The 13,118-nt window shown below is 65.8% G+C and carries 13 protein-coding genes; 12 read left to right on the top strand and 1 reads right to left on the bottom strand.

What is annotated here, in order from left to right; translation table 11 throughout:
- Positions 1 to 35 precede the first annotated feature (35 nt).
- The 8 genes from E4K64_RS09900 to phoB all read left to right on the top strand — a co-directional run bounded on the left by E4K64_RS09900 (position 36) and on the right by phoB (position 7,875).
- Entirely contained in the window at positions 36 to 1,091 is a 1,056-nt protein-coding gene (locus E4K64_RS09900) for a lysylphosphatidylglycerol synthase domain-containing protein (RefSeq protein ID WP_135163349.1), read from the top strand.
- Positions 1,092 to 1,135: 44 nt separating this feature from the next.
- Complete coding sequence (locus tag E4K64_RS09895; protein WP_135163348.1) at positions 1,136 to 2,434, top strand: ATP-binding protein; 1,299 nt, start codon at positions 1,136 to 1,138, stop codon at positions 2,432 to 2,434.
- 144 nt (positions 2,435 to 2,578) lie between these two features.
- Positions 2,579 to 3,592: a phosphate ABC transporter substrate-binding protein PstS gene (pstS, locus tag E4K64_RS09890; protein ID WP_135163347.1), complete on the top strand. Its 1,014-nt coding sequence runs from the start codon at positions 2,579 to 2,581 to the stop codon at positions 3,590 to 3,592.
- 176 nt (positions 3,593 to 3,768) lie between these two features.
- On the top strand, positions 3,769 to 4,758 hold the full coding sequence (pstC, locus tag E4K64_RS09885; protein ID WP_167771948.1) for a phosphate ABC transporter permease subunit PstC: 990 nt from the start codon (positions 3,769 to 3,771) through the stop codon (positions 4,756 to 4,758).
- A 4-nt stretch (positions 4,759 to 4,762) separates the two neighbouring features.
- A complete protein-coding gene (gene pstA, locus E4K64_RS09880) occupies positions 4,763 to 5,608 on the top strand; it encodes a phosphate ABC transporter permease PstA (protein WP_135163345.1) in 846 nt (281 codons plus the stop codon).
- The gene (pstB, locus tag E4K64_RS09875; protein WP_135163344.1) at positions 5,605 to 6,426 is read left to right on the top strand and encodes a phosphate ABC transporter ATP-binding protein PstB; all 822 of its coding nucleotides are present in this window, start codon (positions 5,605 to 5,607) and stop codon (positions 6,424 to 6,426) included. Before pstA ends, pstB begins: the two co-directional genes overlap by 4 nt.
- 11 nt (positions 6,427 to 6,437) lie before the next feature.
- Positions 6,438 to 7,154, top strand: coding sequence for a phosphate signaling complex protein PhoU (gene phoU, locus E4K64_RS09870; RefSeq protein WP_135163343.1), 717 nt, complete (start codon positions 6,438 to 6,440; stop codon positions 7,152 to 7,154).
- Positions 7,155 to 7,167: 13 nt separating this feature from the next.
- The gene (phoB, locus tag E4K64_RS09865) at positions 7,168 to 7,875 is read left to right on the top strand and encodes a phosphate regulon transcriptional regulator PhoB (protein WP_014491300.1); all 708 of its coding nucleotides are present in this window, start codon (positions 7,168 to 7,170) and stop codon (positions 7,873 to 7,875) included.
- Between the two features lie 243 nt (positions 7,876 to 8,118).
- On the opposite strand, the gene E4K64_RS09860 is transcribed toward phoB, so the two are convergent.
- Positions 8,119 to 8,628, bottom strand: a complete 510-nt coding sequence (locus E4K64_RS09860) for a GcrA family cell cycle regulator (RefSeq protein ID WP_126257260.1) — start codon at positions 8,626 to 8,628, stop codon at positions 8,119 to 8,121.
- A gap of 457 nt (positions 8,629 to 9,085) precedes the next feature.
- On the opposite strand from E4K64_RS09860, the gene E4K64_RS09855 reads away from it, so the two are divergent.
- From E4K64_RS09855 to E4K64_RS40865, 4 genes are all read left to right on the top strand, one after another.
- Entirely contained in the window at positions 9,086 to 10,294 is a 1,209-nt protein-coding gene (locus E4K64_RS09855) for an aspartate aminotransferase family protein (RefSeq protein ID WP_135163342.1), read from the top strand.
- On the top strand, positions 10,294 to 11,229 hold the full coding sequence (gene argF, locus E4K64_RS09850) for an ornithine carbamoyltransferase (RefSeq protein WP_135163341.1): 936 nt from the start codon (positions 10,294 to 10,296) through the stop codon (positions 11,227 to 11,229). Before E4K64_RS09855 ends, argF begins: the two co-directional genes overlap by 1 nt.
- A 291-nt stretch (positions 11,230 to 11,520) precedes the next feature.
- The gene (locus E4K64_RS09845) at positions 11,521 to 12,528 is read left to right on the top strand and encodes an Hsp33 family molecular chaperone (protein ID WP_135163340.1); all 1,008 of its coding nucleotides are present in this window, start codon (positions 11,521 to 11,523) and stop codon (positions 12,526 to 12,528) included.
- 396 nt (positions 12,529 to 12,924) lie between these two features.
- Positions 12,925 to 13,118, top strand: a 194-nt coding sequence (locus E4K64_RS40865) for a hypothetical protein (RefSeq protein WP_209311955.1), incomplete at its 3' end; no start/stop codon positions are given.

Genomic DNA, 13,118 nt, shown 5'->3' with positions numbered 1-13,118 from the left:
CCGTTCTGGCCGCTGAAGCGTTGTTCGAGGTCTAGATGCTGGAAGCCATACGCAGGGCGACGTCGTTTCTGCGCGAGAAGCAAATCCTGCATAAGCTTGGCGTTGTGATCAGCGTCGCGGTCATCGGCATCGCTTGCTATGTGCTCTACCACATGCTGCGCGGCATCGACTTCAACGAGGTCCTCGAGGCGATCAAGAGCACCGAGCCGAGCCAGATTGCGATGGCGGCGCTGTTCGTCGCCGCGGGCTATTTCACCCTGACCTTCTACGACCTGTTCGCCGTGCGCGCGATCGGCCGCCCCAATGTGCCCTATCGCATCAACGCGCTCGCCGCCTTCACCAGCTATTCGATCGGCCACAATGTCGGCGCCTCCGTCTTCACCGGCGGCGCGGTGCGCTATCGCATCTATTCGGCCTATGGGCTGAACGCGATCGACGTCGCCAAGATCTGCTTCCTCGCCGGCCTGACCTTCTGGCTCGGCAATGCCGCCGTGCTCGGCCTTGGCATCGCCTATCATCCCGAGGCCGCCGCCTCGATCGATCAGCTGCCGCCGTGGCTGAACCGGACGCTGGCGCTGATGATCATCGCAAGCCTGGTCGGTTACGTGGTCTGGGTCTGGACCCAGCCGCGCGTGGTCGGCCGCGGGCCCTGGACCGTGGTGCTGCCGGGCGGCCCGCTGACGCTGCTCCAGATCGCGATCGGCATCATCGATCTCGGTTTCTGTGCGCTGGCGATGTACGTGCTGGTCCCGGACGAGCCCAATCTCGGCTTCGTGGTGGTCGCGGTGATCTTCGTGTCGGCGACGCTGCTCGGCTTCGCCAGCCATTCGCCCGGCGGGCTCGGCGTGTTCGACGCCGCCATGCTGGTCGGCCTCTGGCAGATGGACCGCGAGGAGCTTCTGGGCGGCATGTTGCTGTTCCGCGTCCTCTATTATCTGTCCCCCTTTGTCATCTCTGTAATCTTGCTGACGTTTCGCGAAGTTATCATCGGCGCACGATCGAAGCGCTTGCAGCAGGCGGCACTCAAGCTCGACCCCGGCCCGGCGCGCGAAGCCGCCTATGTGAGAGAGCGTAGCGACAGCGGCGCCTGACGGCGCCAAGCTTTGAGACAAGCCCCCAGGAGAAGTCCGCCCCGATGGCGATCGACGCCCCCTCTTCTCCCTCGGCCCAGCCCTGGTCCGACCGGCTGCGGCACTCGACGATCATCCTGATCGCTGCGGCGCTGGCGCTGGCCGTCTTCGTCTCGCTCGGCGAATTGGCGGCGCTGCACGCCGCGATCGTATTCCTCTGCATCGCCGCCGCTGCGCTGATCCCGTGGCGCCTGCATGATCCCGCCGCTTCGCGTGACGACGTCGGGCGCATCAATCCGGTCGAGAGCGCGGCGGTGGCCGCGGTGGTGGCCGGCATGCCGGATCCGGCGGTGCTGCTCGACCGCGCCGGCCGCGTCATCCACCTCAATGCCGCCGCCGCCCAGCTCGCGCCGGCGCTGCGCAGGAACGAGCTCGCCCAGTTCGCGCTGCGCTCGCCGGAGATCATCACGGCGCTGCGCGAGGCGATCGCGACCACCGAGCCGCGGCGCGCGACCTATCTCGATCATGTCCCGGTCGATCGCTGGATGGAGCTCATGATCACGCCGGTTCCGGTGCCGACCAGCTTCGGAGGCGCCGACAAATGTATGCTGATGACCTTCCACGACCAGACGCCGCTGCGCCGGGTCGAGGAGATGCGCGCCGACTTCGTCGCCAATGCCAGCCACGAGCTGCGCACGCCGCTGGCCGCGCTGTCGGGCTTCATCGACACGCTGCAGGGGCAGGCCAAGGACGATCCCAAGGCGCGCGAGCGCTTCCTCGGCATCATGCACAATCAGGCCACCCGCATGGCGCGCCTGATCGACGATCTGTTGTCGCTGTCGCGGGTCGAGCTGTCGGCCCATGTCCGGCCCGACACCCTGGTCGACCTCCTGCCGATCATCCGCCAGGTCGCCGACGGGCTCGAGCCGCTGGCGCGCGAGCGCCAGGTCGAGGTCGAGATCCATTTGCCGGATAGCCCGGTGATGATCGCCGGCGACCGCGAGGAACTGCTCCGCCTGTTCGAGAACCTGATCGAGAACGCCCTCAAATACGGCGCCTCCGGCGGACGCGTCATCGTGTCGCTGACCTCGGCCGCCGCCCCTGACGGAACTCAGGAAATCCGGATCATGGTACGCGATTTCGGCCCCGGCATCGCACCCGAGCACCTGCCGCGGCTGACCGAGCGGTTCTACCGCGTGGACGTCGGCGACAGCCGCTCGCAGGGCGGCACCGGCCTCGGATTATCGCTGGTGAAACATATTCTTAACCGTCATCGCGGCCGGCTCCTGATCGAAAGCGTGCCCAAGCAGGGCGCCACTTTCACCGCCTGTTTTCCCCAAATCAAGACTCTCGCTGCGACCTGAAATACGAGCAATATCAATTGCTTGTCAGTGTCATCCGACTGTCACGAAACCTTCGTAAAAGCACAGCCGACCGCTCCTAAAGGGGCGGCGCGGGGAGCGCGATCGGGCGCGGATGGCGCTTCGCTCCCCTGTATGGAGACCAGCATGAATTTCCTCAAGACGATGGTCGCTGCCGGCTTGGTCGCCGCATCGACGACGGTGGCGCTTGCCGCCGACATCACGGGCGCCGGCGCGACGTTCCCGTTCCCGATCTATTCGAAGTGGGCTGACGCCTACAAAAAGGAAACCGGCAACGGTCTGAACTACCAGTCGATCGGCTCCGGCGGCGGCATCAAGCAGATCCAGGCCAAGACCGTGACCTTCGGCGCCACCGATGCGCCGCTCAAGGCCGAGCAGCTCGAGAAGGATGGCCTCGTGCAATGGCCGATGGTGATGGGCGCCATCGTCCCCGTCGTCAATCTCGAGGGCGTGAAGCCGGGCGAGCTGGTATTCGACGGCGAGACGCTGGCCAATATCTATCTCGGCAAGATCACCAAGTGGGACGACGCCGCGATCAAGAAGCTCAATCCGAACCTGAAGCTGCCGTCGGGCGCGATCACCGTGGTCCGCCGTTCGGACGGCTCGGGCACCACCTTCAACTTCACCAACTACCTCTCCAAGGCCAGCGCGGATTGGAAGAGCAAGGTCGGCGAGGGCACCGCGGTCGAGTGGCCGGTCGGCGTCGGCGCCAAGGGCAACGAAGGCGTGTCGGGCAATATCGGCCAGACCAAGAACTCGATCGGCTATGTCGAATACGCCTATGCCAAGCAGAACAAGCTGACCTACGCCGGCCTCGTCAACAAGGCGGGCAAGCCGGTGCAGCCGACCGTCGAAGCCTTCCAGGCGGCCGCCTCCAACGCCGACTGGGCCAAGGCGCCCGGCTATTACGTCATCCTGACCGAGCAGCCGGGCGAGAAGTCCTGGCCGATCACGGCGGCGACCTTCATCCTCATGCATAAGGATGCCACCGACAAGGCGGCCTCGCAGGAAGCCATCAAGTTCTTCCGCTGGGCCTTCAAGAACGGCGGCAAGGCGGCCGAGGAGCTCGACTACATCCCCATGCCGGACAGCGTCGTCCAGCAGATCGAGAAGACCTGGGCTGCCGAGATCAAGAGCTGAGACCATAAGCTCCTGTGTCCCGGACGCGGCGCAGCACGCAAGTGCTGCTCCGCAGAGCCGGGACCCACAAGAACTGGGCCCCGGATCAGCGGTGCACCGCTACGCGCTGCACCGCATCCGGGGCACGAGACCAATAAAAAGTGTATTCTTTGGTACAGGGGATCGGCGTGGCAGAAATGGCCGTTCAGAGCGATGTGATCGACGATGCCGGACCGTATGACCGCGCCAAGGCCTTGAGCGCGTTCAAGCTCGGCGACGTCACCTTCTACTGGATCACGCGGTTGTCCGCGATCTCGGTGCTGCTCATTCTCGGCGGCATCATCATCTCGCTGATTGTCGGCGCGTTCCCGGCGATCAAGGAATACGGCCTCTCCTTCCTGTGGACGCAGCGCTGGGCGCCGTCGGCCGATCCGCCCGTGCTCGGCGCGCTCGGACCGATGTACGGCACGCTCGTCACCTCCTTCATCGCGATGCTGATCGCCATTCCCGTCGGCCTCGGCATTGCCATCTTCCTCACCGAGCTCTGCCCGCAATGGCTGCGCCGCCCGATCGGCATGGCGGTCGAGCTGCTCGCCGGCATCCCATCGATCATCTACGGCATGTGGGGCTTCTTCGTGCTGGGCCCGTTCCTGGCCAACACCTTCCAGCCCTTCATGATCAGTATCTTCGACGGCGTCCCGGTGCTGGGCGCGATCTTCGCGGGTCCCCCGTCCTATCTCAGCCTGTTCAACGCCGCGCTGATCCTCGCCATCATGGTGCTGCCCTTCATCACCTCGATCTCGGTCGACGTGTTCAAGACGGTGCCGCCGGTCCTGAAGGAAGCCGCCTACGGCGTCGGCTGCACCACCTGGGAAGTCGTCCGCAGCGTGGTGATCCCCTACACCCGCGTCGGCATCATCGGCGGCGTCATGCTGGCGCTGGGCCGCGCGCTCGGCGAGACCATGGCGGTGACCTTCATCATCGGCAATTCGTTCCGGATCTCCTCCTCGATCTTCGCCCCGGGCACCACGATCTCGGCGGCGATCGCGTCCGAGTTCGCCGAGAGCGACGGCCTGCATCAGTCCGGCCTGATCCTGCTCGGCCTGCTGCTGTTCGTGCTGACATTCTTCGTGCTCGCGGCCGCGCGGCTGATGCTGATGCGCCTGGAAACCAAGGCCGGGAAGTGAAGCCATGAACCCGATCTATGCACGCCGCCGCCGCTGGGACATCGTCATCCGCGGCCTCTGCATCGCCGCCGCCGCCTTCGGCGTTACCTGGCTCGCGCTGATCCTGGTCACGCTGCTTTACAACGGCATCAGCGGCCTGAACCTGGAGCTATTCACCGCGGACACGCCGCCTCCGGGCTCGACCGACGGCGGCCTGCGCAATGCGATCGTCGGCTCGATCATCATGACCGTGATCGGCGTCGGCATCGGCGCGCCGCTCGGCCTGTTCGCCGGTACCTACCTCGCCGAGTACGGCCGCAACGATAAGCTGACCTCGGTGATCCGCTTCATCAACGACATCCTGCTCTCGGCGCCCTCGATCATCATCGGCCTGTTCATCTACGGCGCGGTGGTGGTGCCGATGCGGGGCTTCTCGGCCCTCGCGGGCGCGCTGGCGCTCGCCGTGATCGTGATCCCGGTCGTGGTGCGCACCACGGAGGACATGCTGCTGCTGGTGCCGAACCCGCTGCGTGAAGCCGCCAGCGCACTCGGCCTGCCGCGCTCGCTGGTGATCAAGCGCATCGCCTACCGTGCCGCCCGCTCCGGCCTCATCACCGGCGTGCTGCTCGCCACCGCCCGCGTCGCCGGCGAGACCGCGCCGCTGCTGTTCACCGCGCTGTCCAACCAGTTTTTCAGCCTCGGCCTGGACAAGACGATGGCCAACCTGCCGGTCACCATCAACAACTTCGTGCAGAGCCCCTACGCCTACTGGAAGCAACTCGCCTGGAGCGGCGCGCTGCTGATCACCCTGACTGTGCTTGCCCTGAATATTGGCGCCCGCATCCTTGGTGCCGAGAGGACCGCAAAATGAGTGAAATGTCTGTTTCCGTCAGCGCGCCGAGCGTTCATCCCGGCTCGCAGCCGCTGCCCGAGGCGCCTGCCAAGGTCACCGCGCGCAACCTCAACTTCTACTACGGTGAGCACCACGCGCTGAAGAACATCAATCTGGCGCTCGGCACCAACCGCGTCACGGCCTTCATCGGCCCGTCCGGCTGCGGCAAGTCGACCCTGCTGCGCATCTTCAACCGGATGTACGACCTCTACCCGGGCCAGCGCGCCACCGGCCAGCTGCTGCTCGACCATACCAACATCCTCGATCCCAAGCTCGACCTCAACCTGCTGCGCGCCCGGGTCGGCATGGTGTTCCAGAAGCCGACGCCGTTTCCGATGACGATCTACGAGAACATCGCCTTCGGCATCCGCCTCTACGAGAAGATCTCGAAGTCCGAGATGGACGGTCGCGTGGAGAAGGCGCTGCGCGGCGGCGCGCTCTGGAACGAGGTCAAGGACAAGCTCAACGCCTCCGGCCTGTCGCTCTCCGGCGGCCAGCAGCAGCGCCTCTGCATCGCCCGCACCGTCGCGGTGCGGCCCGAGGTGATCCTGTTCGACGAGCCCTGCTCGGCGCTCGACCCGATCTCGACCGCCAAGGTCGAGGAGCTGATCCAGGAACTGTCCGAGAACTACACGATCGCGATCGTCACCCACAACATGCAGCAGGCGGCGCGCGTCTCCGACAAGACCGCCTTCATGTATCTGGGCGAGCTGATCGAGTTCGACGACACCAGCAAGATCTTCACGTCGCCGACCGACCGGCGGACGCAGGACTACATCACCGGCCGGTTCGGCTGAGGAGACGCAATATGGGTACTGAACATACCGCAAAGGCCTTCGACACCGACCTCCAGGAGCTCACCCGCCTGGTTGCCGAGATGGGCGGAATCGCCGAGCGCATGATCGTCGATTCCGTCGATGCGCTGATCCGCCGCGACGTCCCGCTCGGCCAGCGCGTCGTCGCCATCGACGCCGATCTCGACGCGCTGCAGAAGCGCATCGAGGAGCGCGCCGTGCTCACCATCGCCCGCCGCCAGCCGATGGCGGTGGACCTGCGCGAGATCGTCAGCGCCATGCGGGTTGCGACCGATCTCGAGCGCATCGGCGACCTCGCCAAGAACATGGGCAAGCGCGTCGCGGCGCTGGAGACCGACTTCCATCCGCTCAAGCTGTTCCGCGGCCTGGAGCACATGACCGACCTGGTGCAGCAGCAGGTCAAGTCGGTGCTCGACGCCTATGCCGCGCACGATCTGCCGGCAGCGATGGCGGTGTGGAAGGGCGACGAGGAAGTCGACGCGATCTGCACCTCGTTGTTCCGCGAGCTCCTCACCTACATGATGGAGGATCCGCGCAACATCTCGTTCTGCATCCACCTGATGTTCTGCGCCAAGAACATCGAGCGCATCGGCGACCACGCCACCAACATCGCCGAGACCGTGTTCTACATGATCGAGGGCCAGGCGATCACCGACAAGCGGCCGAAGGGCGACATGACGAACTTCGCCACGACGATCCCGAATACCTAGGAGCGACGACACCATGGGCGCACGCATTATGGTGGTTGAGGACGAGGAAGCTCTCACCGAGCTCCTGCGTTACAACCTCGAAGGCGACGGCTATGACGTCGAGACGGTGATGCGCGGCGACGACGCCGACACCCGCCTCAAGGAGCACATTCCCGATCTGATCGTGCTCGATTGGATGCTGCCGGGCCTCTCCGGCATCGAACTGTGCCGGCGCCTGCGCACCCGGCCCGAGACCAAGCAGCTGCCCATTATCATGCTCACCGCGCGCGGCGAGGAGAGCGAGCGGGTGCGGGGTCTTGCGACCGGCGCCGACGATTACATCGTCAAGCCGTTCTCGGTGCCGGAGCTGCTGGCGCGCGTGAAGGGCCTCTTGCGCCGCGCCAGTCCCGAGCGGCTCGCCACCGTGCTCGCCTATGGCGACATCGAGCTCGACCGCGACAAGCGCCGCGTCGCGCGCTCGGGCCGCCCGATCGACCTCGGCCCGACCGAATATCGCCTGCTGGAGTTCTTCCTGGAGCATCCCGGCCGCGTGTTCTCGCGTGAGCAGCTGCTCGACAGCGTCTGGGGCCGCGACATCTACATCGACGAGCGCACCGTCGACGTCCATATCGGCCGCCTGCGCAAGCTGCTCAATCTCGGCCGCGAGCAGGATCCGATCCGCACCGTCCGCGGCGCCGGCTACGCACTGGACGATCGCTTCGCCAAGGCGGAGCAGGCGTAAGGTCGGGTGAGTTGTTTGCTGGCAGCTGTGGCCGCAATCTCAGCTGTCGTCCCGGGGCGCGCGTAGCGCGAGCCCGGGATCCATAACCACAGGACGTGGTTTGGTGAAGACTCGGAGTCACCATCTCGCGCAACAATTGCGCCCTGTGGTTATGGATCCCCGCGTTCGCGGGGATGACACCGAATAATTGGAGCCGTCATCGTGTGACGGCTGCAGTCTAGGCGATCAGTTAATTTCGCGGTCTCACCGCGTGGGCTTCGCCGGTGCGCGGCGGCGATCGGCCGCCGGCTGATACGCCACGCGCGAGTGCTGGGCGCAATAGGGCAGGCCGGACAGCGCCTTGCCGCCGCAGAAGAAGAAATCCGGGCTCGAGGGATCGCCGACCGGCCAGTGGCAGGTCGCCTCGTTCAATTCGAGCAGCGACAGCCGCTGGCTCATCGGCACCACGTTGTCGTAGGTGACGGGCTCGGCCTCGATCTCGACCTCGAAGGCCTGCGCCAGCGCGGTGTTGCCGCGCGCGATGGGGCGGGTCACCCGCATCATGTGCTGGGCGGGACGCGCCTTGCGCGGCCGGGGCGCGGCCGACGAAGGGCTCTTGGCGCGGCCGGACAGGCCGAGCCTGTGCACTTTGCCGATCACGGCATTGCGGGTCACATTGCCGAGCTCTGCTGCGATCTGGCTGGCCGAAAGTCCGGCCTCCCAGAGCTTTTTCAGCTGCTCGACGCGATCGTCGGACCAGGTCAAAACCGTCATTGCACCCTTTCCCTCGCCGCGCGGCTGCCATCCTGGGGCCTTCGCAGCGATTGTCTAAGCCTTCAAAAACCCGTGCCGCCAGAATCCCTTAAGGCTCGCCGGGCGCGCTCAAGACGCCCGAACGTTTACGCCGGTACATGAGGACTTAAGGGATCAGAACTGCTGCACGAGATGTCGTATCTGACAGTCCAAACGCTACAATATGGCGTGACTCCCGCGCAAGAGTCCGCCGACTCGCGTCCACATGTTCCGTGGTGAAAAACCCGCAAAATCGGCACCGCAAGACTACGGAATCAGCGTTTCCCGGGGCTTTCGGGCGGCATTGACTCCCGTTTCACCAGGCCTAAGATAGTTGCGCGTGCCGCCCTTAAAAGGCGGCACGTTTCGTTTTCCGGGCCGGTCAATGGTGCGTTGCGCAATGCACGCGTCCCACCGTCCGCAACATTCAAGTGACGTCATGACCAACAGCGCCGCGCCGCATTTGCTCCCCGTTTTCGCCAGGGCCAACCTCGGTTTCGAACGCGGCGAAGGCTGCTGGCTGATCGCGACCAATGGCGATCGCTATCTCGACTTCACCTCGGGCGTCGCCGTCAATGCGCTCGGCCATTGCCACCCGCATCTGATCAAGGCGTTGCAGGAGCAGACGACGAAGCTGTGGCACATGTCGAACCTGTTCCAGAGCCCGGACGGCGAGAAGCTCGCCGCGCGCCTGTGCAACGAGAGTTTTGCCGACTTCGTGTTCTTCTGCAATTCCGGCGCCGAGGCGCTGGAGGGCGTGATCAAGCTGGTGCGCCATCATCACTTCTCCAAAGGGCATCCGGAACGTTACCGCATCATCACCTTCGAAGGCGCCTTCCACGGCCGCACGCTGGCGACGCTCGCTGCGACGGGCTCTGCAAAATATCTCGAAGGGTTCGGTCCGCCGATGGACGGTTTCGACCAGGTGCCGCATGGCGACCTCGAAGCCGTCAAGAAGGCGATCGGCCCCGACACCGCCGGTATCCTGATCGAGCCGATCCAGGGCGAGGGCGGCGTGCGTTCGGCGCCGCCCGCTTTCCTCAAGGCGTTGCGCCAGCTTTGCGACGAGAAGGGCCTGCTGCTCGCCTTCGACGAGGTGCAGACCGGCATGGGCCGTGCCGGCGATCTGTTCGCGTATCGGCGCACCGGCGTCACGCCTGACGTGATGTCGCTGGCAAAGGCGCTCGGCGGCGGCTTCCCGATCGGCGCCGTGCTGGCGAGCGCGGATGCGGCGGCCGGCATGGGCCCCGGCTCGCACGGCTCGACCTTCGGCGGCAATCCGCTGGCGATTTCCGCGGCCAACGCCGTGCTCGACGTCATGCTCAAGCCCGGCTTCTTCGACCACGTGCAGAAGATGTCGCTGCTGCTCAAGCAGAAGCTCGCCTCCGTGATCGACCGTCACCCCGACATCGTCAACGAGGTGCGCGGCGAGGGCCTCCTGATCGGCATCAAGGCCGTCGTGCCCTCGGGCGATCTGGTGGCCGCCTTGCGCGACGAAAAGCTCCTGACCGTCGGGGCCGGCGACAACGTCGTGCGCTTCCTGCCGCCTTTGATCGTCACCGAGGCCGAGATCGAGGACAGCGTCGGGCGGCTGGAGCGTGCCTGCACCGCATTGGCGGCCGGTCAGAGCAAGCGGGCGGCAAGCTGATGAGCAAGTCTCCCACCAAGACGCCGAAGCACTTCCTCGACATCAACGAGCTGCCCTTGTCGGAGCTCAAGCGCATGCTCGCCGCATCAAGCGCCATGAAGGCGAAGCAGAAGGCGCAGCAGCCGGTGCGGCCGCTCGAAGGCAAGACGCTGGCGATGATCTTCGAGCGTCCCTCGACGCGGACCCGGGTGTCGTTCGACGTCGGCATGCGCCAGCTCGGCGGCGAGGCGATCATGCTCACCGGCGCCGAGATGCAGCTCGGCCGCGGCGAGACCATCGCCGACACCGCGCGCGTGCTGTCGCGCTATGTCGACGCCATCATGATCCGCATCCTCAATCACGATGCGTTGCTGGAGCTTGCGGCCAACGCCACCGTGCCCGTGATCAACGGCCTGACGCGGCGCTCGCATCCCTGCCAGGTGATGGCCGACCTCATGACCTACGAGGAGCATCGCGGCCCGATCGAGGGCAAGACGGTGGCCTGGACCGGCGACGACAACAACGTTCTGGCCTCCTGGGCGCACGCCGCCGAGCGCTTCAAGTTCCAGCTCAACGTCGCCACCCCTCCGGAGCTCGCGCCGAAAAAGGCGATGCGCGACTGGGTCAAGGCGACGGGCGCGCCGATCGTGCTCGGCACCGATCCGGAAGCCGCCGTGCGCGGCGCCGATTGCGTCGTCACCGACACCTGGGTGTCGATGGGCGACAAGGAAGGCGAGCATCGCCACAACGTGCTCAAGCCCTACCAGGTCAACGGCAAGCTGATGTCGCTCGCCAAGCCCGATGCGCTGTTCATGCATTGCCTGCCTGCCCATCGCGGCGAGGAGGTCACCGACGAGGTGATCGACGGCCCGCAATCGGTCGTGTTCGACGAGGCCGAGAACCGCCTGCACGCGCAGAAGGGCATTCTGGCCTGGTGCTTCGACGCGGTGAAATAACCGCGCCGGCGGCCTGGCCGCCGCCTCATACACAATTGTCGTCCCGGACCAGCGCGCCACAAGCGCGCGCCGATCCGGGACCCATACCGCGGAATCTCTCTTGTGGCAGGCTGGGCGACGCCAACAGTCTTCGCCAAATCGCAGCCTGTGGTTATGGATCCCGGGCTCGCGCTTCGCGCGCCCCGGGACGACATCGAATTTGAGGCGGCTTGCCACCGCTCAACCCGCACCCGGAACACACCACCTCCGCGCCCCTTCCATTTTCCACCCCCGACCCCCAGATAGAGCGCCATGGTTTTCCAATCTCCTGACATGAAGACCGGGTCCGAAGGCCCGGTTCGCGCGCCATCCGCAGTTCCGATCGATGACGCCGTGCTGCCCTACGAGGTCGATGCACTCGACGTGCGCGGGCGCCTGGTGCGGCTTGGCCCGGCGCTCGACGACATCCTGACCAAGCACGATTATCCCGCGCCCGTCGGCAAGCTGCTCGGCGAGGCCATCGTGCTGACGACGCTGCTCGGCAGCGCGCTGAAATTCGAGGGGCGCTTCATCCTCCAGGCCCAGACCGACGGTCCGGTGTCGTTCCTGGTGGTGGACTACCAGGCGCCGGATCGCCTGCGCGCCTATGCTCGCTTCGATGCCGCGCGTCTCGGCGACGCCAAGGATTCCGGCGCGCTGCTCGGCCGCGGTCATCTCGCCATGACCATCGACCAGGGCCCCGACATGAGCCGCTACCAGGGCCTGGTCGCGCTCGACGGCGGCAGCCTGGAAGACGCCGCCCACGAATATTTCCTGCGCTCCGAGCAGATCCCGACCAAGGTGCGTCTCGCGGTCGGCGAGGAGTGGCGTTCCAATGACGGCGGCAAGCATCGCTGGCGTGCCGGCGGCATGCTGATGCAGTTTCTGCCGAAGGCGCCGGAGCGCGCCCGGCAGGCGGACTTGCATCCCGGCGATGCCCCTGATGGCGTCGAGGTGCATGCCGTCACCGAGGACGATGCCTGGGTCGAGGCACGTTCGCTGATCGAGACCGTCGAGGACGTCGAGCTGATCGATCCCGAGCTCTCCGGCGAGCGCCTGCTGTTCCGCCTGTTCCACGAGCGCGGCGTGCGCGTGTTCAATCCGCTGGTTCTCAAGGCGCAGTGCTCCTGCTCGCGCGATGCGGTTGCCGCGATGCTCAAGAGCTTCTCGCCCGACGACCGCGCCGCGATGGTCAAGGACGACAAGGTGGTCGTGACCTGCGAGTTCTGCAGCTCGGTCTACCAGTTCACGCCGCACGAGGCGGGCGTCGAGGACGCGTAGCGAACTCTCGTAGGGTGGGCAAAGGCGCACTTGCGCCGTGCCCACGAGTTCTCGACGTCGGCGAAAAGACGTGGGCACGCTTGCGCTTTGCCCACCCTACGGCACCTTGCTGTGTCGCCCCGTGTCAACCCACCGCCGCTAAAATATTCCACTTTACCGAAATTCGGTTTTAGCGTAAGTGTCGCCCATCCCGGCTCACTCAAGAGGGGCGATCTTGCGGTCGTCAATTTCGCGAGCCGGGCTTGCGGTGGACGCGGCAGCGTCGGCGCGAGAGGTGCGGGCAGGGCGGGGTGTCCCTGTGAGCCCGTGGCCGCGTGCGGACGAACGGCGCTGCTAGGCTTCGTCTCGCCTGTAAGTTTCCGGCTCCGTCGACAGGGCTGGAAAAACTGCGGCGACATGGCGGGCCGTGCGTACGGCAAAACCGTGTGGTCCTGGCCGTCGTTGCTACGGTCAAGCCGGATCGAAGATGCGCGCGAGCCCAACCGGGTGGACGGCATCGCCAATTCGACCGGCGAGGGAGGCCAGAAGGAAAGTTCGGCTCCCGGGAGAGCACGGCATAAGCCGTCCGACCACCGCGCAGGGAAGGCCGA

This window comes from Bradyrhizobium frederickii, assembly GCF_004570865.1.
Classification (GTDB): domain Bacteria; phylum Pseudomonadota; class Alphaproteobacteria; order Rhizobiales; family Xanthobacteraceae; genus Bradyrhizobium; species Bradyrhizobium frederickii.
This window is presented reverse-complemented; position numbering and strand designations above follow the sequence as displayed.